The 26948-nt window shown below is 62.1% G+C and carries 19 protein-coding genes; 4 read left to right on the forward strand and 15 right to left on the reverse strand.

The window, feature by feature from the left end; all coding sequences use genetic code 11:
- Positions 1 to 92: 92 nt before the first annotated feature.
- The 7 genes from INHI_RS0103400 to INHI_RS0103430 form a co-directional block, all read right to left on the reverse strand.
- On the reverse strand, positions 93 to 1112 hold the full coding sequence (locus INHI_RS0103400) for a hypothetical protein (RefSeq protein ID WP_027246733.1): 1020 nt from the start codon (positions 1110 to 1112) through the stop codon (positions 93 to 95).
- A complete protein-coding gene (locus INHI_RS0103405; protein ID WP_027246734.1) occupies positions 1109 to 2773 on the reverse strand; it encodes a glycosyltransferase family 4 protein in 1665 nt (554 codons plus the stop codon). The genes INHI_RS0103400 and INHI_RS0103405 overlap by 4 nt, the downstream gene beginning before the upstream one ends.
- 77 nt (positions 2774 to 2850) lie before the next feature.
- Positions 2851 to 3768, reverse strand: a complete 918-nt coding sequence (locus INHI_RS0103410) for a glycosyltransferase family 2 protein (RefSeq protein ID WP_027246735.1) — start codon at positions 3766 to 3768, stop codon at positions 2851 to 2853.
- Positions 3765 to 5063, reverse strand: a complete 1299-nt coding sequence (locus INHI_RS0103415; protein WP_254656835.1) for a hypothetical protein — start codon at positions 5061 to 5063, stop codon at positions 3765 to 3767. Before INHI_RS0103415 ends, INHI_RS0103410 begins: the two co-directional genes overlap by 4 nt.
- Positions 5064 to 5175: 112 nt before the next feature.
- On the reverse strand, positions 5176 to 6339 hold the full coding sequence (glf, locus tag INHI_RS0103420) for a UDP-galactopyranose mutase (protein ID WP_027246737.1): 1164 nt from the start codon (positions 6337 to 6339) through the stop codon (positions 5176 to 5178).
- A 148-nt stretch (positions 6340 to 6487) separates the two neighbouring features.
- Positions 6488 to 7144, reverse strand: a complete 657-nt coding sequence (locus tag INHI_RS0103425) for an ABC transporter ATP-binding protein (protein ID WP_027246738.1) — start codon at positions 7142 to 7144, stop codon at positions 6488 to 6490.
- Between the two features lie 17 nt (positions 7145 to 7161).
- Positions 7162 to 8592, reverse strand: coding sequence for a KpsE/RkpR family capsule polysaccharide export protein (locus INHI_RS0103430; protein ID WP_027246739.1), 1431 nt, complete (start codon positions 8590 to 8592; stop codon positions 7162 to 7164).
- A gap of 116 nt (positions 8593 to 8708) precedes the next feature.
- On the opposite strand from INHI_RS0103430, the gene INHI_RS0103435 reads away from it, so the two are divergent.
- Entirely contained in the window at positions 8709 to 9617 is a 909-nt protein-coding gene (locus tag INHI_RS0103435) for an ABC transporter permease (RefSeq protein WP_014876633.1), read from the forward strand.
- Positions 9618 to 9625: 8 nt separating this feature from the next.
- On the opposite strand, the gene INHI_RS0103440 is transcribed toward INHI_RS0103435, so the two are convergent.
- The gene (locus tag INHI_RS0103440; protein WP_027246740.1) at positions 9626 to 10669 is read right to left on the reverse strand and encodes a glycosyltransferase; all 1044 of its coding nucleotides are present in this window, start codon (positions 10667 to 10669) and stop codon (positions 9626 to 9628) included.
- Between the two features lie 154 nt (positions 10670 to 10823).
- Here INHI_RS0103440 and INHI_RS0103445 point away from each other — a divergent pair, with 154 nt between their 5' ends.
- Together INHI_RS0103445 and INHI_RS0103450 are read left to right on the forward strand one after the other, a co-directional pair.
- The gene (locus tag INHI_RS0103445) at positions 10824 to 11834 is read left to right on the forward strand and encodes an NAD-dependent epimerase/dehydratase family protein (RefSeq protein ID WP_027246741.1); all 1011 of its coding nucleotides are present in this window, start codon (positions 10824 to 10826) and stop codon (positions 11832 to 11834) included.
- 292 nt (positions 11835 to 12126) lie between these two features.
- On the forward strand, positions 12127 to 13431 hold the full coding sequence (locus INHI_RS0103450) for a UDP-glucose dehydrogenase family protein (RefSeq protein WP_027246742.1): 1305 nt from the start codon (positions 12127 to 12129) through the stop codon (positions 13429 to 13431).
- Between the two features lie 82 nt (positions 13432 to 13513).
- Here INHI_RS0103450 and INHI_RS0103455 read toward each other — a convergent pair whose 3' ends face one another.
- Together INHI_RS0103455 and INHI_RS0103460 are read right to left on the reverse strand one after the other, a co-directional pair.
- A complete protein-coding gene (locus INHI_RS0103455; RefSeq protein ID WP_027246743.1) occupies positions 13514 to 14641 on the reverse strand; it encodes a ParB/RepB/Spo0J family partition protein in 1128 nt (375 codons plus the stop codon).
- Between the two features lie 101 nt (positions 14642 to 14742).
- Entirely contained in the window at positions 14743 to 16158 is a 1416-nt protein-coding gene (locus INHI_RS0103460) for an AAA family ATPase (RefSeq protein WP_036766893.1), read from the reverse strand.
- A 497-nt stretch (positions 16159 to 16655) separates the two neighbouring features.
- Between INHI_RS0103460 and INHI_RS0103470 the strand changes: the two genes are divergently transcribed.
- Positions 16656 to 17681 (forward strand): replication initiator protein A, encoded by a 1026-nt coding sequence (locus INHI_RS0103470; RefSeq protein WP_051338941.1) that lies wholly within the window; start codon positions 16656 to 16658, stop codon positions 17679 to 17681.
- A gap of 279 nt (positions 17682 to 17960) precedes the next feature.
- Here INHI_RS0103470 and INHI_RS0103475 read toward each other — a convergent pair whose 3' ends face one another.
- The 5 genes from INHI_RS0103475 to INHI_RS0103495 form a co-directional block, all read right to left on the reverse strand.
- Positions 17961 to 19364 carry an HlyD family type I secretion periplasmic adaptor subunit gene (locus INHI_RS0103475; protein ID WP_027246746.1) on the reverse strand — a complete coding sequence of 468 codons (1404 nt, stop codon included), beginning with the start codon at positions 19362 to 19364 and terminating at the stop codon, positions 17961 to 17963.
- Positions 19361 to 21130: a type I secretion system permease/ATPase gene (locus tag INHI_RS0103480; RefSeq protein ID WP_027246747.1), complete on the reverse strand. Its 1770-nt coding sequence runs from the start codon at positions 21128 to 21130 to the stop codon at positions 19361 to 19363. The genes INHI_RS0103475 and INHI_RS0103480 overlap by 4 nt, the downstream gene beginning before the upstream one ends.
- A 162-nt stretch (positions 21131 to 21292) precedes the next feature.
- Complete coding sequence (locus INHI_RS0103485; protein WP_027246748.1) at positions 21293 to 23611, reverse strand: calcium-binding protein; 2319 nt, start codon at positions 23609 to 23611, stop codon at positions 21293 to 21295.
- A gap of 364 nt (positions 23612 to 23975) precedes the next feature.
- Positions 23976 to 24854, reverse strand: a complete 879-nt coding sequence (locus INHI_RS0103490; protein ID WP_027246749.1) for a hypothetical protein — start codon at positions 24852 to 24854, stop codon at positions 23976 to 23978.
- Positions 24851 to 26044 (reverse strand): helix-turn-helix transcriptional regulator, encoded by a 1194-nt coding sequence (locus tag INHI_RS0103495; RefSeq protein WP_027246750.1) that lies wholly within the window; start codon positions 26042 to 26044, stop codon positions 24851 to 24853. Before INHI_RS0103495 ends, INHI_RS0103490 begins: the two co-directional genes overlap by 4 nt.
- Positions 26045 to 26948: the final 904 nt, after the last annotated feature.

The raw sequence follows: 26948 nt of genomic DNA on the forward strand, positions 1-26948 counted from the left end.
GGATCTGATGACCCGCGCCGCGCCCGCATAAAAAATCCCCCCGCAATCTCTTGCGGGGGGGGATGCCAGATCAATAAGCGGCCTGCGGCAGCCTAAAGCCGATCCTCCGGGTTCAGCGCATCCAGCGGCAGCTCCCGCGCCGCCATTTCCGCCCGCGCCCGCACCTCCAACCCCGCCAGCACCTCAGGCGTCACCACCGCGTCGCCTTCCAGCCCCTCGCCATTGCCCGCCTCCGGGTAACGGCTGAGGTCACAGTCAAAGAACATCTCCGGCCCCTGCGGGTCATAGCGCGCCGCCAGCGCCCGGTTGATCGCGTCAAACCGCGCCAGAAACGCCGCCGCATCATCCCGCGCAGGCATCAGACGGCCATCATCCGGCAGCTCCTGCACCGCCTCGGCAAAGCTTTGGCGCGGATAGCCACGCTGGCGCAGCCACAGCCCCGCCAACAGCTGGCTGCGCGACCAGGCCGCGTTTTCCTGCGGCAGCTCCGGCGGCGGCGTCAGCCCCACCAGATGGTAGAAATCCAGCACCGTATCGCCGCCCACCAGATCGCCACGCTGGAACCGGCGCACGGTGACATTCCCGGCCCCGAACACCTGCTCCCAGCGCGCCAGTTTGGTGGCATAATCGAAATAGCGCATCATATGCGGCTGAAACTCCGGCAGGCCCCGGATCTGCGCGCCGTAAAACTGATAGGCCGCCCGCCCCATCACCACCTGTTTGCGGTGCGACAGCGCCAGCGCATCCTGACGGCGCAGATAGGCCACCACGTTGATCTCGTCAAAATGGGTCAGCAGCTGCTGGCGCAGCGCCTCCAGATCCGCGACATCCATCAGCCAGAACAGCATCTCGCTGGACAGGATACAGTCGCCATGGCCACGATGATCGGCATCCGCCATGCGCCGCTCCAGAAACGGCCAGCGCAATTCGGTGTGCATCCCCGCGCCCATGCCATGGCAGCGCACCAATGGGTTGAAATCCACCCGTGGCCTTGCGTGCAGGTAGCTCCAGCGGCCCAGGGTCTTGTCGCTCTGCCCCTGCCGCAGCGCGGTCTGCAACGAGGTCGACCCGGTCTTATGTGAGCCGATATGCAGCCACAGCCTGCGGGTCATGCCGGGGCCTTGCTCTTGGTCTTACGGCGCTTGGCAGTTTCTTTCGGGAGCTGTTGTTCCGCCTCGACCGCCGCCAGCGCATCACGATACAGCCGGTCCAGCACCTCGCGCGCCGAGGGGTCAGCCTGCAAGGCCTGCATCCGGGCGCGCTGGCCGGCTTCTACCGTCTCGGCAAAACCCTCCTCGCGCAACAGCCGCTGCACCACCGCGACGCTGTCGCGCACCGCCTGCAGCGGCGACCAGGCCACCAGCGTTTCCGGCGGGCAGATCTCAGCCTGCGCGCCCACCTCGGAGCAGATCGGCACGCAGCCGGCCTCGATCGCCTCATAGCAGACCAGCGCCAGCCCTTCGTTCGACGATGGCACCAGGAGGATATCGCTGTCGCCCAGGAGCGCCGGTACATCGGTGCCTGCGGGATGCAAATGCACCACATCCGCAAGCCGGTAGCGGGTCAAAAGATGTTCCACCGCGCCGCGATAGGGGCCCTCGCCCACCATATCAAAGCGGAAATCCACCCCGTTGCGTTTGCCCCAGGCCCGCAGCCGCCGGATGATCGACAGCGCCACCACCGGGCGTTTCTGATGCACCATCCGCCCGACAAAGGCGACGCGGCAGCGGGTCTGCCCGGCCTTGATCCGCACCGGTGCCACTTCTGCGCCGCGGCGGCTGTCATCCAGCAGACGCCCCAGCACCAGCTTGCTGCCATAGACCCGAAACCGCTCCTTGTAGAACCGCTCCAGATCGCCGCTGATCACATGGTGATGATCGATGTAATTGCTCCAGACACCCGAGATCCGCGGATAGCCGCCATCGGCGTATTCCACGATATGAGTGCTGTCGAGGTTGACCACATGCGGGTGGCGCAGCTTGATCGTGGGCAGCGCATCATAGAGCGGCACACAGTGATGGTTGTGGGTGAGGATAATGTTTTCCTGCGCAATCAGCTGACTGACAAAGGCGCTGGTCTGGCTGCGCGGCAGGTAACGGTCGGTGCGGATCAACTGCAGGCGCGGATCATCGGGCAGTTTCGCCAGCAGCCGTTCGGGGCCTTCCTGCCCAACCATGACAAACACCCGCAACCCGGCGTCCAGCGCCCATTGGATGCTGTCGATACCAAGGCTCTCGGCGCCGCCCACATCCAGCCAGTGCAACCCGATCAGGATTGCCGGATCCTTGCCGCCATGACGCCCCTCTGGGGTCATTTTCTGGGTTTCAAAGATGCCGCGCGAACAGGCCAGCCGGGAGAATTTATGCCGGGCGGGAAGTTTGCGCCAGCGCCGCGCCTCGATCTGATATTTCATCTGCTCTGCCAATATCGGCGAGAGCGCATGAATGGCCCGGTATTTGCGTGGCCGCTTGTGCCAGGGCACGCCGCCAGCACTTTCCCGCACCGCCACCTGGCGCGGCGAGGGAATGGTAACAAACACCCGTTTGCCCGGCAGCGCCGGGGTCTCCTGCGGTCCGGTGCGCAGGTTGCCGATATAGGTCAGCGCCATCATCTCGGCGCCATAGGACATATCCTGCGGCTGCACCGCCGGGGTCGGCAGCTTGGCCTTTTCCCACCACATATGGGTCTCGACCGGGGTCTCGGGATAGAGCGTTTCATAGATGAAACGGATCTGGGTGATCTCCTGATCGATGTAGTCTCTGTCCTGGGACATGGGGGCTCCTGCCTCGTGGTCTGGCTGCCTGCCGGATTGTGTGACCTGTTGGAAACGGTCTTATATAGACGCCGGTGTCAGACGCCGGTGTCGGGATCGGGACGGATGATCTGCGGGTTAAAGGAACAGCCCCGCCAGATCGCCTTATAGACCTCGCGGCGCAGTGATTTTTCCACATTGCCCTGGCGCATCTGTCGGCGCACCCCGCGGGCAAAGACAGCCACCCCGGCCCAGCCCTGTTCACGGCGGCGGAACGACGCCTCATTGCGCGCACCATAGCGGAATTTCCAGATATTGGCCTGGTTCACCAGCGAATAGTTCACGCCCTTGTTTTCCGGCACATCATGGACCACCACGCTGTTGGGACAGTAGATGCCAGGATAGGATTTGGCGATCCGCTGGGTATATTCGGCATCATCGTACCAGATGAAATATTCCTTGATCGGAAAGCCGTGTTTCTGGATCGCCCAACGCGGCACCAGCACCGAGACAAAGGAACAGGAGCCGACCAGGAAATAAGGCGTCTCGGGGCTGTAGAAGCGTGGCCAGTCCCAGACCGTTGAGGGCGTGTTCATCTCGCAGAGATCGCCATTGGTCCATTTCACCGCCGAACAGGCAAACGACGGCCGCCAGGTGAACTGCGCCTCGAAATCCTTGATGCCGGTCAGCAGCAGTTCAATGGCATTGGAGTCGGGGTAGGCGTCATCATCGCTGAACCAGATGTAATCATAGCCTTCCTCATAGGCCACCCGCGCGCCCTCGTAAAAGCCGCCGGCGCCGCCGATGTTTTCCGGCAGGCGCACATGCTGAAACCGCGGGTCGTCCTGTTGCAGTTGGGTCAACCAGCTGCCGGTCTCATCGGTGGAGGCATTGTCGATCACAAAAACCCGCTCCGGCAGGCAGGTCTGCGCCTGCAGGGCGGCGATCACGCGCTTCAGCTTGTCCAGCCGGTTATAGGTCACAATGACCGCAGCAAGGGAGGAACGGATATTCATGGCTGATCCTTCTGTGGCGCAGCGCCTGCGGCGGCATCTGCGAGGACGCGCGCGGGCGGTGGTGTCTGGGCCGGCGTGTCAGATGTGGTTACGGCGCTCTGTGGGGCAGGTGTCGCTGCGGTCTCGGATCCGGCGGGCATCTCCGCCTCGGGCTCCAGCGGATCGCCGTTTTCATCCAGCCCCAGACGCGCATTCTTGTGCCGCTCAATATCCTTGATCCGGTGACTGTGGAAATAGGAGGGCCATTTGCCCTGCCGCTCCAGCATGCCTTCGATGATCTTGGCCATAACGGTCAGGTTGCGCAGATGTTCGGGGCTGAAAAACTGGCTGGGGTCCAGCGACGGGGCGCAGGGGGCCGATTGTTTTTCCATATCCCGCAGCGCGGTCTGCATCAGCGGCCGACCCTCAAAGAATGTGGCATCCATGACCTCGGCATCGCAGCGATAGGCGGCGGTGGCGGCCTCCGCCAGATCGCGCGCCATCACCAGTTTGCGCACCTTGGCCTCGCTGTCGCCGCGCGACCGGTCCAGCTGACGCGACAGCTCCCAGCCCAGCGTGTGACGCAGCCAGGGGTCCTGCTCCTGAAACTGGCCTTGCAGGAAATACATCAGCGCCAGCTCGCGCACGGTCATGGCCTGGTTTTCCGGCTCGAATTCCTCCACCGTGCAGGGCCGCCCGTCAAAGGCCACCTCGGCAAAATCATCCAGCACCGAGCCATTTTTCAGCTCTTTGCGGATCATCGGGCGCAGGGTGAAATCCTCGCCGAACAACTCCCGCCACTGGGCAAAACGTGGCGCGTAATGAAACCGGCCGTTTTGCAGGTTGTGGTCAAAGAACTCCTGCATGCTGCCCCGGTACCAGCCGATCTTGATCTGCTCGGCATAGCTCGACAGGATCCGCTGCGCATGAGGGCGCACATAGGCCACGATATGGATGCGATCAGCGCAGCCGCGAAAGAAGGTCTCGACCAGGTCGTAAAATTCCGGTGCCGGGATATTCTCAAACGCCTCGGCAGACAGCACCGCATAATCCGCATCCGAGGCCGCGATCTGGGCGGCCACCTCTGTCAGACCGTCGCGATCCTCCAGATGTTTGGGCAGGGGCGTGCCCTTGCGATGGCTGGTGATAAACCCGGTCAGATAATTGTGGTTCATCTTGGCCGGGTAGAGCAGCTTGGCGTCATGCAGCTGAATGCTCCCCACAGCCAGCGCATTCTGGATGGTGGTGGTCCCGGTCTTGTGGTCGCCGATGTGAATCACAAGCGTCTTGGGTCTGGCTCCGGTTTTGTCGCTCATCGGCTCCATCTCGTTACTTCATCAGCCTTATTTTCCGGCGCCCAAGCCCTACTCTAACATCCGGTACGGGTCCAGACCAAGCCGCCTGCAACAGCGCAGCGGTCAGGCTCGATCAGAGCGGCGCCACAAAGAAGGCCGGAACCGGCGCGCGGTTTTCCTGCGCTGCCAGAAACCCGCGTGCGGTGTCCAGCGCCTCGCGGATGGTCACATCCATATCGAGATAGCGATAGGTGCCCAGACGGCCGACAAAGGTGACGCCCTCGGCCTGTTCGGCCAGCGCCACATAGTCCCCCAAGAGCGCTTTTTCCTCGACCTGGCGGATCGGGTAATAGGGGATATCCTCCGGCTCTGCGGCGCGGGAAAACTCGCGGTAGCAGACCGACCCGTCGTGGCTTTCCCAGGGGGCGAAATGCTTGTGTTCGGTGATGCGGGTGTAAGGCACGGCTTCCTCGCCGTAGTTCATCACCGCGCAGCCCTGATAATCGCCCTGATGGGTGAAACGTTCGAAATCCAGCGTCCGGTAGCCAAGCCGCCCCAGCTGGTAGTTGAAATACCCGTCCAAAGGTCCGGAGTAGAACACATGGTCGTAATCCGCGGCCTGTGATTGGTCAAAAACAGTCTCTAACTTGACCGTTATGCCCGGATGATCGAGGATTTTTTCAATCATCGCAGTATAGCCGTTCTCCGGCATGCCCTGATATTTGTGGAAGAAGTAATTGTCGTCGTAGTTGAACCGCACCGGCAGCCGCTTCAGGATCGAGGCCGGCAGCGCACTGGGCGCCACGCCCCATTGCTTGATCGTGTAGCCTTTGAAAAACGCCTCATAAAGATCGCGGCCCACAAAGCGCAGCGCCTGTTCCTCAAAGGTCTGCGGATCGGTGATGGAGGTATCGGCCTGCTCTTCGGTGATGAAATCATGCGCCTCTTCGGGGCGCAGCGTCTTGCCGAAGAACTGATTGATGGTGTGCAGGTTCACCGGCAGCGAGAACACGCCACGCCGCCCTTCGGGATCCAGGCTGGTGGTCTTCACCCGGTTTTTATAGGGCAGGAAGGTCTCAAACCCGTTCACATAGTCCCAGACCTCAGCGTCATCGGTGTGGAAAATATGCGGCCCGTAGACATGCACCATGACGCCGGTCTCGGCGTCGCGCTCGGTATGGCAATTGCCGCCGATATGGTCGCGGCTGTCCAGCACCGTGATCTTGTGACCCGCTTCGGCCAGATGCCGCCCGATCACAGCGCCCGAAAGCCCTGCGCCCACCATCAGTATATTCACCCCGGCACCCCGTCCTGTTTGCGTCCCCTGCCCTTTTTGTCAAACAATCCAGAGGCATACAAGGATCGGTTTCAGCGCCGGCAAAGACCTGCATTTTCCTTTTATATCAGCTTGTTACGGAAACACTTGCTGGACACATCAGCCCCTGTCAGACCGCCATCAGGCGGTGATGCTCGGCAATGGCCTCATCCAGGTCGCTGAAATAGCGCAGCCGGCCATTGTCCAGAACCAGACCGGCATTGCAGAACTGGCGCAGCTGGCGCATCGAATGATTGACCAGAATGGCGCTGGAATGGCGCATCCGGTCGGTAAAAATATCGCGGCTCTTGCGCTTAAAGGCGGCATCGCCCACCGCCGTCACCTCATCCACCAGATAGGTGTCGAACTTGATCCCCATTGAGGCGCCAAAGGTCAGCCGCGCCCGCATCCCAGAGGAATAGCTGCGCATCGGCATATGGTAGAATTTGCCCAATTCGGCAAAATCTTCGACAAACCCTACCAGATCATCGGTATCCACGCCGTAAATCCGCGCAATGAAACGGACGTTTTCCGCGCCGCTCAGATCGCCGTGAAACGACGCTGCCAGCCCCACTGGCCAGGAAATCGACCCGTCGGAGATGATCTCACCATGATCGGGGCGCATGGTGCCCGCCACCAGCTGCAGCAGGGTGGATTTGCCCGCGCCATTGCGCCCCAGAAGCGCCAGCGACCGTCCCGTCGGCAGCGTCAGGTTCAGATTGTCGATGACAACCCGCCGCTCCCCCTTGAGCCAGAAGCTCTTCGTCAGATTTTCAAACCGGATCACCGCCCTGCCCCCTCGCCCTAGCTGCGATCGCGGATCGAATAGTAGATCAGCGCCAGAATCGACCAGGTCAGCAGCAGGAACAGCCCGGCCAGGGCTGCCAGCACCGCGCGGCGGGGATATTCCGGCTCGGTGGCGCGGGTGGGGTTGATATAGGTCGCCAGATAGCGGCTCTGACGGGCGGCATCATCGCGCGCCACCTCCAGCGCCGTCAGCGCGGCACGATAGCTTTCCTCGGCATATTCGCGGTCCACCGTCAGCCGTTCGAATTCGGCAATCAGCGACGGGTAATCCTCTCCGACGCCACCAGTGTCGGTGTTGTTGGAGGTAAAGGTCTGCCGTTCGATATTGATGCGGTCGCGAATGACGTCGATATGCTGCTGCGCCTTGGTCAGCCGCGGATCCGCCGCGGTCACCGTGCCCCGCAGAAGGTCATATTGGATCAGCGCCTCGGCCAGTTGCTGCTGGAGATTGTTCATCACCCCCATGCGGCCCTGAATATCGGCCTCGGGATCCACGATCCGGGTGCGGGTGCGAAAACTGGTCAGCGACTGGCGGGCGTCCTTCAGCCGCTCCAGCGCCTCATCCAGATCGGCGCGGGCATAGCGCATCGCATCGGCGCGCGCCTGTTCATTCAGCGCATTGATGCGGGTCTGACTCTCGGCGACGATGGCCTTTGTGATGGCCTGCGCGGTCGCCGCATCAAAGGCCAGCGCCTGCACCTCAATCAGCCCCGAGCCGCTGTCAAAAGAGATCCCGACAATGCGCTGCCAGTACCAGGTCAGATCCTCCAGCGAGGCCTCCGGCCAGAGCGCAAAGACCCAGTCGCGCGGCCAGAGCGCACTGTAATGCCCCTGCAGGTCCACCGCCGCATCGACCGCAGCCACCATTTCCTGGCTCTGGATGAATTCATAGAGGATATCACTGTCCGAGGCGCTGCTGGTGCCTGCGAACTGCGCCAGCCCGCCAAGCAGATCATTGGCGCCGCTGCTTTCCTGGCTGCGCACGGTAAAGCCTGCGGTTGAGGCATATTGATCCTCGGCAAAGGTCCAGAGATAGATCATCACCGCCAGGAGCGGCGCCAGCACCAGCGCCACAAAGCTGATCACCAGCCCCCAGTGGCGTTTTTTCATGCTGGCAGGCCGTGCCAGCGGATAGGCCGGACGTTGCTCGGCCTCGGCGATGCGCGCCTCCAGCTCGGCCACGGCGGCTTCGGCCTTGCGCGCCTTGCGGCGCACCCGTTTCAGCTGTTTGACAGGATCCGGCACCCGCTGGGCGGGGGCGGCAGCCTCTCCCGCATCCGGGGCGCTGTCCGATGCTGTGGCAGCAGGGGAGGCCGCGGGTGTACCGGTTGCTGTGCTTGCTGCGGTATCTGCCGCAGCCGCCTCCTCTGATGTCGCCTCTTCTGAAGCGGGGCGTCCGGTCAGGGACGACGGGGGCGTCTGTGTCATGATCAACCTGTCCTGGCCCAAAAGCACCCTGCCCCAAGCCGTTTGTCATTGTCTTTTGTTTCTCTCATAATACCGCTCGCGATCCGCGTTTCACAATGGGTATTCATGGGGTGTTCATGGCCAGCCTGTCTTCTTCTGCGCCCCCGGCTCAGCCCCGCCCATTAAGCCCGCCAAAGACACAGGTCACGGCACAGGCGCCCGCCCAGACGCCAGCCCAGATCCCCGCCAGCCCCGCCGCGAATCCGCACCATCGCCATCGCCGCAGCATGGCAACACTGCGCACCGTCGCGGCGCTGGTGCTGCGCGAGATGTCGACGCGCTACGGGCGCACGCCCGGCGGCTACCTCTGGGGCATTCTGGAACCACTCGCCGCGATCCTGTTCCTGTCGCTGGGCTTCTCGCTGGTGATCCGCACGCCGTCGCTTGGCACCAGTTTCCTCTTGTTCTACGCCACCGGATTTCTGCCATTTAACCTGTATCAGACTCTGTCCGGCACCGTTGCGCGGGCGCTTGCCTATTCCCGTCCCCTGCTGCGCTACCCCGCTGTCACCTGGCTGGATGCGATCCTGGCGCGGTTTGTGCTGAACAGCCTGACCGGGATTGTCATCACCACGCTTCTGATCACCGGCATCCTTGCGGTGATCGACAGCCGCACCGCCATTGACCTGCCACCGCTGGTCGAAGCCATCACCCTCGCCATGGTGCTGGGGCTGGGGGTGGGCTGTATCAATGCGGTGCTGATGGGGCTGTTTCCCTTGTGGGATGTGGCCTGGTCAATCATCACCCGACCGCTGTTTCTGGCCTCCGGCGTGATCTATATCTACGAGGATCTGCCGCCGGTGGCGCAGGACGTGCTGTGGTATAATCCACTGCTGCATATCACCGGGCTGATGCGCACCGGATTCTACCCCACCTATAATGCTGATTACGTCAGCCATGCCTATGTGCTGCTGATCGGTATGACGCTGACCGCCCTGGGTCTGATCCTGATGCGCCGCTATCACCGGGTCATCCTCAACCGCTGATCTGCGCTTTATTCGCGGGCCTCTGCCAGCACCTCACCGTGGCTGCGCCCCAACCGCCGCAACAGCCCATCGCGCACCGCCAGCCAGGTGAGCCGCAGATAGGCCCGGCGCACGCCGGGATGATGACGCACTTTCAGGATCCATTTGGGCAGGATCAGCAGCAGCACCGGCCAGAACAGCCAGCCCGCCGCCTGCCGATAAAGCAGCAGCAGATTGCGGTGATGGTAATAGACCTTCCACAGCGGCCGAAACCGCTGACCGCTGTCACCATTGCTGAAGGTGGAGAAATCATGCTCAAACCGCACATCGGCGGCAAAGCAGATGCGCCCCCCCGCAGCACTCAGTCCAAGGGTATAGAGCGCATCATCGCCGTAGATGAACAGCTTTGGATCCGGATAGCCCACCCGCCGCACCGCCGCTGCTGAGATGAAGAACCCCACAAAAGACGTCACATCAATCGCGCTCAGCCCGCCGTCATAGGCGCGGCGCGGAATATGGAACCCATCCCGCCCCTTGCGGGCGGTGGACAGGAAATGCGACAGGCTCCAGAACGGGTTGCGCGAGGGGCGGTTCATCTCGCAAATCTCGCCGCTTGGGAAATAGACCGCCGCCGCCACCGCGTCCCAATGGGCCAGCGCGCCGCTCTGTCCCATGGCGTGAAACGCCGCCAGCCCACCGGGTTCCGGGCGGCCATCATCATCCATCACCACCAGCCAGTCTGGTGTATGGGCCTCCATCGCGCGCTGCATTCCCAAGGCAAAACCGCCGGCCCCGCCCTGATTGGTGACACTGGTCACCACATCGACACGCGGATGATCCGCCGCCCAGCCGGCCAGCCAGTCACCGGTCCCATCGTTGGAGGCATTGTCCACCACCACCAGCGACGCCAGCTCCTGCGCGGGACTGTCCAACAGACGCGCCAATGTCACCTTGAGTTTCGCAAGCCGGTTATAAGTGACCACCACCGCCACCAGACGTCCGGCGCCGGCCTGCTGCATATTGGCCTGCATATCAGCCTGAAGCGCAGGCTCGGGGATCAGGGTTTCATTCACAGCGACAGCGGCTCCTGCGGGCGGCGGGGTATTTTGGTTCAGAGCGCAAAGCTCATAAATAGGCCGTGCTGTCAATTCACCTGCCGGTTACAGGTCGCTTTCCCGCGCCGCAGGACGCATTGACACCCCGCGCCCAAGCCGCCACCTAAGGGGCATGAAAACCGCTCTTATCACCGGATCGGCCGGCTTTATCGGCTATCACCTTGCAGACCGGCTGCTGGCCGCAGGCTGGCGTGTCATTGGGCTGGATTGCCTCTCGCCCTATTATGATGTCCGCCTGAAGGAGTGCCGCCACGCGCGGTTGGCGGAATACGCGGGTTTCACGCCAATCATTGGCAAGCTGGAAGATCCCGACCGCCTGATGGGGCTGTTTGCCACCCATAAACCGGATGCGGTGATCCATCTCGCCGCCCAGGCCGGGGTGCGCCATTCCATCGATGCGCCGCGCGATTATCTTGAGGCCAATCTGATCGGCACCTTTGAGCTCCTGGAGGCCGCCCGCGCCCATCCGCCCGCCCATATGCTGATCGCCTCCACCTCCTCGGCCTATGGCGCCAACACCCAGATGCCCTTTGATGAGCGCCAGCAGGCGGATCATCAGATGTCCTTTTATGCCGCCACCAAAAAGGCGGGCGAGACGATGGCCCATTCCTATGCCCATCTCTACGGGCTGCCGACCACGATGTTTAGGTTTTTCACCGTCTATGGCCCCTGGGGCCGGCCCGATATGGCACTGTTCAAATTCACCAAGGCGATGCAGGCAGGTCAGCCGATCGACGTCTACAATCACGGCAGGATGAGCCGGGATTTCACCTATATCGACGATCTGGTCGCGGGCATCACCGGGCTGATCGACGCGGTGCCGGGGGGTCAACCGGTCTCGGAACAGGACAATCTCAGCCCTGTCGCCCCCTTCCGGGTGGTCAATATCGGCGCCTCCAGACCCACGCCGCTGATGGAGTATATCGCAGCGCTGGAAACCGCGCTGGGGATCACCGCGCAAAAAAACCTGATGGAGATGCAGCCTGGCGATGTGCCTGCCACCTGGGCCGACACCAGCTTGCTGAACCAGCTCACTGGCTATGAACCGCAGGTCCCCGTCGAAGAGGGCGTCGCGCGGTTTGTCACCTGGTACCGGGCGTATTACGGTGACGCCCAAGGCTGATCCGGGGCAGAGTTGATCTGGTGCGACATGCGCTTCTGACCTGTCACCTTTCCCCAAATACTCGCGCCGCAGGCCTCCCGATTTCTGTGAAATCGGGATCAAGACACCCTCCTCTATTAGGTCAGCATGATTGACTAAATGTTTCGCACGCGAAACATTTAGTCCGAACCGGACCTATTTCTCGTATGCCCAAAATTCCGGTTCCCGCCCCCATCGCGCCCGTATATGTCTGATCCCCAACACCCCGCCCCTTCAAGCGGGGGACATGAGGCAACAGCAAAGGACCGCCCCCATGCGCATTGCAATGATTGGCACCGGATATGTCGGATTGGTCTCCGGCGTCTGCTTTTCCGACTTTGGCCATGACGTGGTCTGCGTCGACAAGGACGCCGCCAAGATCGCCCGGCTACAAGCCGGCGAGGTGCCGATCTATGAGCCGGGGCTGGAGGATCTGATGGCGCGCAATGTGGCTGCGGGCCGGCTGTCCTTTACCGATGATCTGGCCGCCGCCGTGGCCGAGGCCGAAGCGGTGTTCATCGCCGTTGGCACGCCAACACGGCGCGGCGATGGTCATGCCGATCTCACCTATGTGATGGCCGCCAGCGAGGAGATCGCCGCCGCCCTGCAGGGCTATACCGTGGTGGTCACCAAATCGACCGTTCCCCTGGGCACCAACCGGCAGGTGAAACAGGTGATTGCCAAATCCAACCCGGCGGCAGATTTCGATGTGGCCTCCAACCCGGAGTTCCTGCGCGAAGGGGCGGCGATTGATGATTTCATGCGCCCCGACCGGGTGGTCGTCGGCGTGCAGAACGACCGCGCCGCCGAGGTCATGGCCGAAATCTACCGGCCATTGTATTTGCGCGATTTCCCGATCCTCACCACCGATCTCGAAAGCGCCGAGATGATCAAATATGCCGCCAATGCGTTTCTGGCGACCAAGATCACCTTCATGAATGAAATCGCAGGCCTCTGTGAGCGGGTGGGATCAGACGTCAAGGAAGTCGCCCGTGGCATCGGGCTGGACGGGCGCATCGGCAATAAGTTCCTGCATGCCGGTCCCGGTTATGGCGGGTCGTGTTTTCCCAAGGATACCGCCGCGCTGGCGCGCATCGGTCAGGACCACGCCTATCCGATGCAGATCACCGAAACGGTGATGCGGGTCAATCAGGAGGTAAAAGCCCGGATGCTGGAGAAGCTGCGCGACGCCTGTGACGGCAGTTTCAACGGCAAGACCATCGCGGTGCTGGGCGTCACCTTCAAACCCAATACCGATGACATGCGCGAGGCGCCCAGCCTCACCATCGTGCCGGCCCTCATTGGGGGCGGCGCCAGGGTGCGGGTGGTGGACCCGCAGGGCGAGGCCGAGGGGCGCGATCTGCTGCCCGGTGTGAAATGGGAAGAAGATCCCTATAAGGCCGCGCGCAATGCGGATCTGGTGGTGCTGTTGACGGAATGGAATGAATTCCGCGCCCTCGATCTGAAGGCGCTGGCGCGCAAGATGGCGCAGCCCCGGATGGTGGATCTGCGCAATATCTACACCGCCAAAGCCGCCAAACGCGCCGGGTTTGAGACCTATATCGGAGTGGGCCGCTAAACCCACCCGGTCATCACCCCAAACACAAAAAGACCCTGATACAGCTGTATCAGGGTCTTTTCACATCATCCTCAGACTCTGTTCAGCGGCGGCGCAGCCAGGCCTTCAGGTCTTCCATCAGGGTGCTGTCGACCGCTGTCCCCGTCAGTTCGATCCGCTGCTGGCCGGGGGTGAATCCCAGCCGCACGCCAGCGGCGGCCTGCACGCTCACCCGCTCATCCGCGCCAATACGATCCGCCGGATCAAGGCTGCGCACCCGTGGCATCGGGGCAGGCTGTTCTGCAGGATCCGATGCCCGTTCAGACATCGGGACGGCAGAGGCCGCTTGATCACCAGCGGGGACGGGCATCTCACTCCCCTCATAGGCGGCCAGGAGCTGGCTCAGCACCGCCTGTTCCGCCTCTGCCGTGGGGCGGGCGGTGGCGCGCAGGGCCGCGACCACCTCATCAGCAAAGCCTGGTGTATTCGCAAAGGCCCGCGCCAGCCCCAGCCCCAGTTTCTCGCGGATGGCAGTGGGAAACAGCAGATCCTCATCCAGCGCCTCAACCAGGGTGACAAAGCTGCCGATCTTGGAGCGTTTGGCGCGGGTGGCATTGGCAAACAGCGATTGCAGCGCGTATTTCTGGCTGCTGTAGACCCCTTCGCGCAGCGCCCGCACCGCAATGCGTGCGCGTTCGTAATGGGAGAGGTTCACCCGGATTTCGTTTTCCTCAACCATCGCCACATAGGCGCCCTCGGCCCCGTCGGGCTGAATCACCAGCGCCTTGATGGTGGCAAAGGCGGGATCATTGCTCTCGGCATATAGCATGCGCATCGCGGTCAGACGACGCCAGCCGGAGATCAAACCATGGGTCTTGCCATCTGCGGTCTGGCCCAGGGCCACCACCTCGATCGGGGTCTGCTGGCCGCGGGCGCGCAGGGATCCCACCAGCGCCCCCATCTCTTCCTCGTCCTGCTCCAGCCGGTCGCGCACCAGATGGGTCTCGTCGATGGCGCCAAGCGCGATCTCCTCGATCATCAGCCCCTTGGCGCGGGCAGTCTCCAGCACCGCTGTCAGCTCCTGCAGCGCGCCCTCTGTGGCGGCCTCGGAGGCGACCTGCGCAATCGGCGGCGCTGACAGCGAACCGGGGCCGCCGAGGGCGGATTTGCTCTCAGGCGCGGTGCTGAGATAGGTCGGCTGTGCCGGGGAAAGCCGTTTGCGTTTTGCCATCTGCCTGTCCTTTTTTGTCGCGCCTGGTCTGATTTTGCGGCCCTGTCTGCCCTTGGGGGCTGCCGGGTGCACAGTATGGGGCGCGGTGTGTTTTTAGCCCGTTACTGCGCCGCGCGCTGCATCTGCAACTCATCCCGGCGCCAGACCGCCAGCAGGAGCCGCTTGAAGGCCGCATAGGTGGCATCAAAGGTCTCGCGCCCCCTCGCGTAGGTTTCGCGGTTGAAATCGCGGTAATCGGCCTCGTAGATGCCATTGACCTGCTCGCCGGCCTGACCGATCAGCGCGGTGTAATCCTGCCGGTGCGGCGACAGGGTGGGTCCCAGATAGGCCTGCATCAGGGCTGCCAGCTCACCCTGTTGGGCGCTGTCATAGCGGGTGATCACCGTGCGCACCGCATCCCATTCAAAGGCAATCTCCGGCCGCCCCAGCGCGCGCGCCGCCAGATTTTCGCCCTCCTCGATGGAGGCGAAGGTCGAATGCAGCATATCGAAAAACCGCCCCGTACTGTCGAATTCCAAGAAAGACGCGCCCATCGGCACCAGAAGGATATCCGCCGCCGACAGCCCGTTGATGGTCAGGTAGCCAAGGGCCGGCGGCGTGTCGATGAAGATCACGTCGTATTGCTCCAGCACGCCATCAGCCTCCAGCCGCTCGGTGAGCGCATCCCAGAGCTTCCAGCTGCGCGCGGCCATCCGCCAGACCGGGATCTGGAATTCGGCCCAGTACAGATTGAGCTGCGCGCCGATCAGATCGATATTGGGCCAATGGGTGGGCTGGATCACATCCGCTGCCGTCATCTCCATCGCCGCCGACAGGCTGTCGTCCAGCGGCTGGGGCGCATCGCCGCGATCCAGACGGCGCTGGTTTTCCAGCCGCAGGTGATCGCCGTAGTGGCGCGCCAAGAGCGGGAAGGCGGTCTGCCATTCGTCTTCGACCTTGCCACCAAAGATCGAGGTCATCGAGCCCTGGCTATCCAGATCAATCACCAGCACCTTGTAGCCATCCAGCGCCGCTGACATCGCCAGATGGGCCGCGGTAGACGTCTTGCCGACGCCGCCTTTGAAGTTGGCGACAGCGACCATTTTGGCGGGCAGCCCTTCGGGGCGGTAGGGGGTGTAATCCTTGGCCTTGGATCCCTGGGCGGCAAAATGCGCGCGCAGGCGCAGCACCTCGTCGAGGGTGAACCACTTGGCGCCGCCTTCGGTTTCGGAGCGGCCCTGCGGCAGCTCGGGGTTGGCCTTCAGCACCCGGCGGAAATGGGCCTGGGCGACCGGGATCAGATAGCGGGTGATTTCCCAGGTGGAGAACAGGCGCAGCGATTTGCGTCCTTCCTCATTCATGCCCCGACTGGAGAGATCCGCACGGCCGCGGGCGCAGGCCTCGGCGATTTCGGCAAAGCCACCGGTGCTGGTGGGCGTATCCAAATCGCCAAGGGCGGCATCGGGATCGATGTTGAAATAGGGGGGCAGCCCGGCCGCACTGCGGCTTGGGTCTTTCTTCTGGGTCTCTCGTGCCATTGCTCTCATGCCTCTGCCTGCGCCCCTTCCATCAGGAAGATCTCCGAAGAGCCTCTTTGATGTGCGGCCTTTTGCGGATGATAGCAGAAAACAGCGCACATGAAAGATATATGCGCATCTCTTTTGAATTTTCTAAGCAAATCCGGGGGTTGCGGCATTAAAATCGGCAGGCTCCGGGGCGATGCCCGTGGTGATTTTGCCCGTGGAGATTTTTTCTACCTGTTATTATTGAGTTATATATAAGTTAAGGCGCAACACGCATAGGCGCAAAGCCCTTTTTTCATTGGCGATGAGGCGCTTTTTTTCGGAGCATGCGATTCTGAAACCCCGATAGACTGACTCTGATCCCCCGAAGCAGTGACTCTGAACCCCCGTTGAGAAGTGGTGTGGATAACTTTAGGGTGGGCGTAATCAAAACCACGAAGACGCGAGTCACCCCGAAAGAGGCCAAAAGGCCCGGACAGACGGGGGGCGGGCAGAGCAGACAGGACAGTGACATGGCAGGCCAGATTTCAGGCCCGGTTTTTGGCCAGATGACCGCAGGCGGCGGGGCGCAGCGCGGGGATTTTTTCCTCTGCGATGTGTTTGATGCGATCCCCAAAAACGATCTTGCCTCGATGGAGCATCCGCTGTTCTCGCTGGGGACCCGGCCAGACCGGCGCATTCTGAACTATGAACACAATGGTGCCGAGATCACTGTGGTGCCCTCGGTCAAAGGGCTGGCGACGATCCACGACAAGGATATTCTGATCTTCTGCATCAGCCAGCTGATGGCGGCGGTGAATGCCGGCCGGCAGGTCAGCCGCACGCTGCATCTCACCGCCCATGATCTGCTGGTGGCGACCAACCGCGAGACCTCGGGCGATGCCTACCGGCGTCTGCGCGAAGCGTTTGAGCGGCTGGCCGGCACCCGCATCACCACCAATATCGTCACCGGCGGGCAGGAGGTCACCAGCGGCTTTGGTCTGATCGAGAGCTGGGAGATCGTGCGCAAGGCGCGCGGCGGGCGCATGGTCAATGTGGTGGTGACGCTCAGCGAATGGATCTACCGTGCGGTGCTGTCGAAATCGGTGCTGACCCTCAGCCGCGATTACTTCCGGCTCCGCAAGCCGCTGGAGCGGCGCATCTATGAGCTGGCTCGCAAACATTGCGGTCGCCAGGACAGCTGGCAGATCTCGGTAGAGGTGCTGTTGAAGAAATCCGGCTCCGCCAGCCCGCGTCGGGTGTTTCGCAAGATGCTGCGCGACATGATTGCGGCCCAGCCCTTGCCGGATTACGCGATGGAGGAGCTGCCGGGGGATCTGATCCGGTTTTCCCAGAAACACGCAGTGCTCGACAACAGCCAGCGCCCGCCGGTGCTGAGCGCGCGGACGCTGGAACAGGCCCGCAGCCTGATCCCCGGTGTGGATGTCTATGCGCTGGAGGCCGACTGGCGCACGATGTGGGTGCGCTCCGGCGCGCCGCGGTTGCGGCGACCCGATGCGGCATTTTTGGGCTGGGTCAAGAAACGCGCCACGGAATAGGGCAGGGGGGGCTACCCCTTTGTCAGAGCCGCATATGAGGGCGTTCTCAAATCAGGCAGATCTGGCAGACAGACCCTGAAATAGGTCAGCATTATTGTCTAAATGTTTCGCGTGCGAAACATTTGGTCCGAACCGGACCTAATTTATATGGCGGCGGCAGAGGGCGGTTTGCCCAAATAAAGACCCGCCCGGCCAGGGGCCAGGCGGGACGAAAGGATGGATGATCAGGTCCCCCCCAGGTATGAAACGCCAGACGTCTTACCGGCCGCGCATCCCTGATCAGCCATTCCCCTCTCTCAAGGCGTTCGACATGCTGCGCAGCACCGGGCTGAGCAGGTAATCCGCCAATGTCTGCCGGCCTGTCTCGATCATCGCCTGCGCGGGCATGCCGGGCAGGGTTTTGACATTGGGCAGCGCCGCCAGCTCTTCGGGCGGAATGCGGATGTGAACGCGGTAATAGGGAATGCCGCTGTTGAGATCGGCGATACTGTCAGCGGCCACCATCACCACCTCGCCCCGGACCGGCGGGGTGGAGCGGAAACTATAGGCGGTGAGCTGCACCCGGGCCTGCCCGCCGGTCACCACCTCGTCAATATCGGTGGGCGAGACGCGTGTTTCGACAATCAGATCGCTGCCCGAGGGCACCAGCTCCAGCACATTCTGACCCGGGTTCAGCACCTGACCCAGGGTGTTGATGGACAGTTCCACCACCCGGCCGGCCTGCGGCGCGCGGATGATCTGGCGCTCCAGCACATCCTCTGCCGCATCCAGCCGCTGGCGCAGATCCAGAATGCGTTCCTGCACCAGCTGGGTTTCGCTGGAAATCCGGTTCACCGTGTCGCGGTGAACCTGCAGGATGCGCTCCTCGGTTTCGGCAATGCGCTCCTGAATGTTTTCGCTGTCGCTTTCCAGCGCGCCAAAGGTGCCCATCAGCCCGGTGTGTTGCAGCTGCCGGTCACTGAGCCGGGTTTTGGGCACCAGACCTTTTTCATAGAGCTTGTGCAGATCGGCGACCTCGCCCTTGATCAGGGTCAGCTGATCCTCAATTGCGGTGATCCGCGCCTGCCGCCCGTTGAGCTGCTTGCCCAGCTGGGAAATCCGGTCACGCAGGATCTGCACCTGCCCTTCATAAAGGGCGCGGTTGCTGGTGAAGACATCGCGCTGCACCTCAAACAGGGAGACCAGCTGCGGATCTTCGGCAATCAGCTGGTCCAGCTCTGCCGGGACTTCAATCTGATCGGCCTCAGCCAATTCGGCCTGCAGCCGGGCCTGCTGGGCCAGCAGGCTGGCCATCTGGCTGGTCAGAATGGCGCGGCTGGCGCGCATCCGGCGCCCGTCCAGCACCGCAATCACATCCCCTTCGGCGACCATATCGCCCTCGGCCACATTGATCTCGCGGACGATGCCGCCCTCCAGATGCTGCACGCTGAGCCGGTCGCCCGCCACGGTAAATTGCCCCGAGGCCACCACGGCGCTGGTCATCTCGGCCTGTGTGGCCCAGAACACCAGCCCGCCAAACAGGCCAAAGCCGCAGACCAGCATCCACATCACCAATTGGCGCACGCGGGTGGGCGGGGTGCGGGGCAGGGCAAAGCCATCCGGCATCAGGTCCTGAAAGCCACGGCTCATTTCAATCTCGCTGCCCTTGCGGGGCACCAGATCTCTGCTGTCGCTGCTGCTCATGACTGTGTTCCTTCTGTGGCACTGGCTGCGGCGCTGGCGTCAGTCCCGGCCCGGGCCTCACGGCGGGGCGTGAAATTTGTGACCTTGGGATCGCCCTCTGGCCGGCTGATCGGCTGGGCGGCGGCCTCGATGATCTGACGGGCCTCGCCAAAGCGGGCGATGCGCCCCTCCTGCACCAGGGCGGCATGGCTGACCCGGCGCAACAGGTTGAGCCGATGGGTCACCACCACCACGATGGCGCCGCGGGCGCAGGCCTCCTCGATGGCGGCGGCCAGGGCCTCTTCGCCTTCGGGGTCGAGATTGGCATTGGGTTCATCCAGCACGATCAGCTTGCGCTCGCCAAAGAAGGCGCGCGCCAGACCGATGCGCTGGCGCTGACCTGCGGAGAGGAAACTGCCGCGCGGGCCGACCTCGGCATTATACCCGCCGGGCAGGGCCAGGATCAGCTCATGCACCCGCGCCAGTTTGGCAGCGGCCACCACATCCGAGGGTTTGGCGCTGGGGTCCATCATGGCGATGTTTTCGGCCACGGTGCCGCGGAACAGCTCCACCTGCTGCGGCAGAAAGCCGATGTGGCGGCCAATCTGTTCAGGGTCCCAGTCGGTGAGGGCGGCATCATCGATGCGCACATGCCCCCGCACCAGCGGTTGCAGCCCCACCAGCGCGCGGGCCAGCGTGGTCTTGCCGGCCCCCGACGGGCCGATCAGCCCCAGCGCATGGCCCGGTTGCAGCGACAGGGTGACATCCAGCAGCAGCGGATCCTGCCGCCCCGGCAGCACCACGGTGGCATTTTCCACCGACAGCCGCCCTGTGGGATCGGGCAGTTCCATCCGGTCACTGGTGTCCTCGGCATGGGCCAGAAGCAGGTTCAGCCGCTCCTTGGCGCTGCGCGCCTTCAGCAGGGCGCGCCAGCCGGCGATGGATTGCTCCACCGGCGCCGCCGCCCGGCCCAGAAGGATCGAGGAGGCAATCATCAGCCCCGGTGTCAGCTGGTTGTTGATCACCAGCACCACGCCCACGCCCAGCACCGCGATTTGCAGCCCCATGCGCACGGCCTTGGCCAGCGAGGTCATCAGTGCCACCCGGTCGGTGACCAATGTGCCAAAGAGGATCGCGGTAAAGGCGCGTCCGCGCCAGCGGCCGATCTGGGCAGAGGTCTTGCCCATGGCGTGGATGATCTCGGCATTGACCATCATTTCGTCAACCGCGGCATTGGTTTCGCGGGCGGCCTCTTCAGAGGTTTTGCCCGGTCCGCGCCCCATCAGTTCGCTCAGCACACCAAGGCCCAGCAACAGCAGCAGCCCGGCCACCGCCACCAGCCCCAGGATCGGGCTGAATACAAAGATCAACGCGATGAACAACAATGACCAGGGCGCATCCAGAAGCGCGATGAACACCGGGCTGGTGACAAAGCCGCGCAAGTCCTGAATATCGCGGATCGGTTCCGCGGTGCGCAGTTGCGCAGGCAGGTTGCCGCTGATCATCCCTTGCAGGACAACCGGGCTGAGCCGCGCTTCCAGCCGCGAGCCGAGGCGGGCGACCAGGCGTTGGCGAATGACATCAAAAAGAAAAAAGAACACCAGCGCGATACACGCGCCGGTGGTCAAAGCAATCAAGGTTGGCATGCTGCCCGAAGCCATGACCCGGGCAAACAATTGCAACATGTACAGCGGCGCTGTCAGGACAAGCAGGTTAACAAAGATACTCGCTACAAAAATTGAGGTGATAACACCCCGTTGTCCGTCAAAGACCCGTTTCGTCTTCATACCCGTGACCCCCCGGTTGCACGATGTGAAGTTACTGAAGCTGGCAGATCAGCGCCCTGGTCCAAGGTGGCAATCCTTGGCCGGGGACCAAATCGCTGTCCTGAACCAGGGCTAGACCCCCCCGGATGGCGGCCGCCACCCGGGAGGGTCATTCCTTATGGCTCAGATGGTGTGACCCCAGATGTTGTCGTAGCTGTCATCGAAGCCGTCATCGCTGGTCACGACACGGATCGCCTCGTAGCTGCCGGCATCACCGGTGGTGACCGCATTGATCCCGACGCCACCCGAAGGCAGAGCGTCCTGGCCAAGCGAGCTGTAGCCGTTGACATTGGTCAGACCTTTGATGATCACGGTGGCCCCACCAGCAGAGATGGTGGTGTCGGTGCCATCGTCATTGACCGAAGCGGCCCCGTCATTCAGTGCCGCAAAGGCATCCTGTGCCGAAGTTCCGATCCCATCGCCGACATTGGTCACGCGGAAGGCCAGCACGTCGTGGTCTTCGTCGATATCAAAGTCATTGATGCAGTCGATCCCATCACCGGAGACAAACGAGGTGCCATCCCATTCCAGGTCGATGATGAAGACATCCTTGCCATTGCCACCGGTCAGATCGTCATCTCCCGCGCCACCTTTCAGGTAGTCGTTGAAGTTGCCGGCCCCGCCATGCAGCGTGTCATTGCCTTCACCGCCATCCAGGAAGTCATGGCCACGGCCACCATCCAGATTGTCATCGCCAACTTCGCCATAGAGGCAGTCGTCGCCGTTGTCGCCATTCAGGTCGTCAGCGCCGTTGCCGCCCAGAAGAACGTCATCGCCATTGCCGCCGTTCAGCTCATCGGCGCGATTGTCACCCATCAGCAGGTCGTCGCCATCATCGCCGTTGACGGTGTCTTTGCCGTCGCCGCCGCTCATGACGTCATTGCCAGTGCCGCCGTGCATCAGGTCATTGCCATGACCACCATACATGGTGTCGTCGCCTGCATCGCCATACAGCGTATCGGCCTGGTTGTTACCATAGATCAGGTCATCGCCATCGCCGCCTTTGACGGTGTCGTTGCCAGAGTTGCCGTATAGCAGGTCGTCGCCGACATTGCCGTGGACGCAGTCGTCGCCTTCGTTGCCATAGAGCGTATCATTGCCCTGGTTGCCATAAAGACGGTCCCGTCCGGTGCCACCATAGCCTTCGTCGAAGCCACGACCGCCGATGATGACGTCATTGCCGGCTTCGCCGTACATGGTGTCATGGCCGGAACCGCCGCGAATGCGGTCATTGCCGGATTCACCATAGTCGTAAGGCGTGTAGCAGTCGGGGCAGTCGACATCGCGCAGATTGGTTTCATCGCTGCCAGCATGCGATTGCGCGACGACTTTGTCGTCGTCATCGCAGCAGCTCCAGTCGATGTCATACCCGGCCTTGACCCGGCCATGGTCCCCAAAGATGAGGTCGCCCTGGGCACCGCCTTCGAGAACGTCATTGTCGCTGCCGCCGCGGATGGTGTCCTTGCCAGCATCGCCATTGACGTCATCACGTCCGGCACCACCGTCCATCAGATCGCGACCACGGCCGCCCTGCATCAGGTCGTCGCCGTTTTCGCCGAACATGGTGTCACGGCCGCCCTGACCATCCATGGTGTCATGGCCTTCGCCACCCAACATGCAGTCATGGCCATCTTCATTGGGACCTTTGCCAACCGGACCGCTGTCCGCGCCAAAGTCGAGATCGTCGTTCTGCGACTGGCGTTCGTCACCGAACATCTCGTCGTTGCCGGATCCACCGATCACCAGGTCGTCGCCAAGACCACCTGCCATCCGGTCGTTGCCGCCCTGACCGTTCATCCGGTCATTGCCGCCACGGCCATACATGGTGTCATCGCCGTCGTAGCTGGTTTCGCCGGACTGACCTTGATCACCCCACATGCAGTCGTCACCACCTTCGCCGTCCATGCAGTCGTCGCCGAGATCGCCGTAGAGGTAGTCACCGGCATCGCCGTTGTCCTCGTTGCCGTCGCCGTCATCACCAAAGATCTGGTCGTTGCCACTGCCGCCAAACACAGTGTCCTGCTCCTTGCCGCCCAGCAGCGAGTCATTGCCGTTTTCACCGTCGATGTAATCGCAGCCATCGCCGCCATCGATCCAGTCATCCCCGTCACGGGTCTGATGGGTGCCATTGCCACCGAACAGGGTGTCATTGCCGCCATCGCCATTGATGGCGTCATCGCCGCCGCGGCCTTCGATATAGTCCTGGCCGGACTGACCATCGAGCCGGTTGTTGCGCCCGTTGCCATAGACGGCGTCATTGCCGCCGCCGGCCGCGGCGTTGTCGCCAGCGTCGTGGTCGTTCAGGTTGATGATATTGCCGTCGGTGCCACCACGTTCGGTGGTGCCATCGTTGTAATTTGGTGAGAACTTGTCATCGCTGAATTCGATTTCGCACTCAGGATTGCAAACTTCCCAGTCTGGGTTGTCGTCTGGTCTACCCATCTTAAACATCCTCCTAATTAATATACCGGGAGTGTGTTGCGCCCCCCGACGCGACCCGCCCCCTTTAGAAACCTGACCAGGGAAAAATGGGTGTGGGACCTGGCCAGTGACACAAGACCGCTTGGGTCTCTGATGATGAGTGCACCGCAAATCGGGCGGGGCGGATGCCCCCAAATGGGGACAAATTCATATTAAATTGTTGGTTTCCGGAAGCGCTGTGCCAAGACTGGGTGGATGACCGTGCAAAGACATGTGGAACAGGCACGAAAGCCCAGACCCGGGCAGATATTTGGGACAGGCTTGCTGCCAGGATCTGGCGCAGCGCCTCCGGAAGAGAGAAGACTCTTTTTTCCTTTATTAGAGCCTAATCAGATATGATTTCATCCCGTTGTGGATCAGGATCAGCTGTTGTGGTTTCAACGAAATCAGCAAAGCTCGCCCAGTGGATCTGGGCCTCGGCCCAGGCGGTGCTGGCCGCAGATGCAATCCGACTGTGATACAGCGTGCCAGCGGCCAGTCCGAGGGCCAGGATCAGGGCCAGAAACCCGCCACGGCTGACAGCGCCGGCCAGCCTCTGGCGTAGCCCACGACCGGTATTGGACTGTTCGGCAATCACCTTGGCAAAACTTTTGCGCAACACCGGCTCCAGTTCGATGCGCAGCGCCCCCTCCATCCGGTTCACCGCCTCTTCCAGCGTGTCGATCCGGGCGTTCAACGCCTTGCGATCGGCTGCGGCCTTTTGGGTGTACATCTCGCCCAAACCGTCGTTGAGGGTGGCAAACATGGCGGTGATCCGCTTGTGCAATTCGATCAGATCGCCGCGTCCCGCAAGCGGCTGGCTGCCGCCGCGCAGATGCGCGGCCAACTGATCCAGATCGGCGGGCGCGAGGCCTGCGGCGGAGGTTGGCTGAGCCTGGGGTCCGCCAGATGATCCTTCTGCCAATTCGCCCACCTGTGATGGGTCGGATTGACCTGCGGGGCCGGCAGCGGGTGCCGCTGTCTTGGCTGGGCTAGTCCCCGTGCTGTCTGTCTCTATGGTGTCCGTGGGACTCTCCAATCCGGTTTCGGCTGGCGTTTGCGATGCAGGGACAGGCTCCCCGTCATCGGAATTCTGAGCGCTGGCCGTGGTGTAAGAGCTGCGGCGCTCTTGTGTGGCGAGGGCCGCAGCCCCAATCGAGGCCTGGGTTGGCGCGACCGGTGCGGGTGGCCCCTGGGTGAGGCTTTCGTGGGTCACTTTGTTCATGACGCTCTCCCCAATGAGGATTGCCAGGTCAGCCGCTGCGCCATTTCGGTGCGCCCGGCGACCTCAAGCTTGGACAGCACCCTTTTGGCATAGGTGTTGAAGGTCTGTTCCTTGATGCCCGCGATATGTGCGGCTTCGCGGTTGGACAGCCCCAGCTGGATCAGGGCGGCCACCCGTGCTTCGCAGGGGGAGAGCCCCATTTTCTGGGCCAGCATTTCGATCCGCTGCTGATCCGGCTGGCGCGGCAGGATCGCCACCACCAGCGCCCGATGGGTGTCGGCGCAGAGATAGCAGGTCAGCGAGACCGGCAGCCGCATCCCCGATGTGGTGTCCTGAAGGAACAGGATCAGCTCTTGATTGGCACTGCCGGTACAGGTCTCTGAGGCGTGCTCGGCGGAGGTGCGGGCGCAGCTTTGCACTGCCGCATAAAAGGCGCGGGTCTCACTGCTGTTGGCACAGCGCAACACGCCGTCGTTGTTGTGCAAAAGATTGCCAGCCGCAAGCATGTCGCAACCGGCATCATTGCAATCCAGCAACCGGCCCGAGGCATCCAGCACCAGAACCGCGCTGTCACTTTTGGTGGAAATGGTCCAGAGCATCGCCTCGGAGGTGTCGCGCGCGGTTTTGGGCTCCGGCGTGCTGGTCAGCATCTCGCGCAATGCATCCTCGCGGGCCAGCGGCCAGATCGCAGGCAGGATCTCGATGCAATGGGCATCATGCTGGCTGCCTTCCAGATGCAGCGCGATCCGGTCCTCGCTGCCATCGGCAAAGCGGCAGGCAAACACCACCCAGCGGCCAGACCTGTGGCCAGAGGCATCCGCGCGCAGGGCCGCAGGATCAAGCCAGTCCGGCCAGCTGTTGGGGTGGCCCTGCGGATCATGCAGCTGCGTGCAATGGCAGAGCGATCCGCTGCGCAGCAGAGCCTGCAGCGTGCCTTTGCTGCGGCTGCCCTGTGCCCGCGCGGTCTGAGTGTCACTGCCCCGAACTGCACTGCCCCGAGCTGCATTGCTCTGGGAGTCACTGGCCGTCTCGCAGGTGGTCACCAGCAAACGGCGTGGTCCGGCAGACGCAGGTCCGGTGCAGTCGATCTCAGCTATGGCAGTGGTTGTGATGGATGAAACTTGTCTTTGAAACGATCGCGCAAAAGCGATCTCGCCCGTGTGGATCACGGCGCCCCCGAACACATTCATGTTGCCCCCCGGCATATCAAAACGAATATGAACCAGCCTAGCATATCGCCGGTGCCGTCAAATTGCGCAGAGGGCGTACCCCTTCGGACGAGGCGATTCGGAGCTGTTAGGGGGCTGTCTGATGATCAACCAGTGGGAGAACCCGCAGGACATTGAGTTTTCATCAATATCTAGCGGGATTACCCTGGGTAACCCACAAGTCACAGTCTGAACCGTCTTCTGAAATTTCAGTAATATTTATATATTTCAGACTGTTACGTTTTGGCGAAGATCCGCCTGTTGTGAGGGCCTATCTGAGAGACCTACCTCAGAAGAGGTATGGGCGTTGCGTCTGCGGGAGCAAAGGGAGAGTGATTCCATCTTTGGCGTGAGGATTCGACACAATGATACGCGCTCAGGTTGTCGAGTCTTGCGAAATATGGCCTGAAATTGAGAAATTACCACATCTTTGGATTCAGGCCAGATGAGGATATTCCTGTTGATAAAACAAAAGCCTATATCAAAAACAATACTTTAGGAGGGATGCCTGATGGCGCCAACATCTATCCAGGAGGTAAGTTTTTTAACAAAAACGGATGGATTCGGGCTATTTTGGAGTGCCGCAAAGCGGTGCAGCGCCGATATGGGCTGCGATTTGGAGGCAGGGGCCAGAGGTATTGGGGCCCGTCATTTTGGAAGACCCGATCAAACCACCGGTCGGGCCGTCGGCTGAGGGATCACCCTGGCAGGCGAGGTCTTAAAACGACCGTCATCTGATCGAAAGGACAGGACAGACACATAAGACAAGACCGGGGTGCCATCTGTGACGGGGGTCGCAGCTGCACCGCGTGGGCCAGGGCGGGATGTTCCAACCCCGCACCAAAGCCCAGTGACCTCCCTGTTCCGGAGATCATTCATTGAGACC

Source organism: Phaeobacter inhibens DSM 16374 (assembly GCF_000473105.1).
GTDB classification, from domain to species: domain Bacteria; phylum Pseudomonadota; class Alphaproteobacteria; order Rhodobacterales; family Rhodobacteraceae; genus Phaeobacter; species Phaeobacter inhibens.

Bases quoted from the DNA above. Each gene is read 5' to 3' on its own strand.
- INHI_RS0103400 (WP_027246733.1), bottom strand. From the start codon at position 1,112: ATGACCCGCAGGCTGTGGCTGCATATCGGCTCACATAAGACCGGGTCG.
- INHI_RS0103405 (WP_027246734.1), bottom strand. From the start codon at position 2,773: ATGTCCCAGGACAGAGACTACATCGATCAGGAGATCACCCAGATCCGT.
- INHI_RS0103410 (WP_027246735.1), bottom strand. From the start codon at position 3,768: ATGAATATCCGTTCCTCCCTTGCTGCGGTCATTGTGACCTATAACCGG.
- INHI_RS0103415 (WP_254656835.1), bottom strand. From the start codon at position 5,063: ATGAGCGACAAAACCGGAGCCAGACCCAAGACGCTTGTGATTCACATC.
- INHI_RS0103430 (WP_027246739.1), bottom strand. From the start codon at position 8,592: ATGACACAGACGCCCCCGTCGTCCCTGACCGGACGCCCCGCTTCAGAA.
- INHI_RS0103435 (WP_014876633.1), top strand. From the start codon at position 8,709: ATGGCCAGCCTGTCTTCTTCTGCGCCCCCGGCTCAGCCCCGCCCATTA.
- INHI_RS0103445 (WP_027246741.1), top strand. From the start codon at position 10,824: ATGAAAACCGCTCTTATCACCGGATCGGCCGGCTTTATCGGCTATCAC.
- INHI_RS0103450 (WP_027246742.1), top strand. From the start codon at position 12,127: ATGCGCATTGCAATGATTGGCACCGGATATGTCGGATTGGTCTCCGGC.
- INHI_RS0103455 (WP_027246743.1), bottom strand. From the start codon at position 14,641: ATGGCAAAACGCAAACGGCTTTCCCCGGCACAGCCGACCTATCTCAGC.
- INHI_RS0103460 (WP_036766893.1), bottom strand. From the start codon at position 16,158: ATGGCACGAGAGACCCAGAAGAAAGACCCAAGCCGCAGTGCGGCCGGG.
- INHI_RS0103470 (WP_051338941.1), top strand. From the start codon at position 16,656: ATGGCAGGCCAGATTTCAGGCCCGGTTTTTGGCCAGATGACCGCAGGC.
- INHI_RS0103475 (WP_027246746.1), bottom strand. From the start codon at position 19,364: ATGAGCAGCAGCGACAGCAGAGATCTGGTGCCCCGCAAGGGCAGCGAG.
- INHI_RS0103480 (WP_027246747.1), bottom strand. From the start codon at position 21,130: ATGAAGACGAAACGGGTCTTTGACGGACAACGGGGTGTTATCACCTCA.
- INHI_RS0103485 (WP_027246748.1), bottom strand. From the start codon at position 23,611: ATGGGTAGACCAGACGACAACCCAGACTGGGAAGTTTGCAATCCTGAG.
- INHI_RS0103490 (WP_027246749.1), bottom strand. From the start codon at position 24,854: ATGAACAAAGTGACCCACGAAAGCCTCACCCAGGGGCCACCCGCACCG.
- INHI_RS0103495 (WP_027246750.1), bottom strand. From the start codon at position 26,044: ATGAATGTGTTCGGGGGCGCCGTGATCCACACGGGCGAGATCGCTTTT.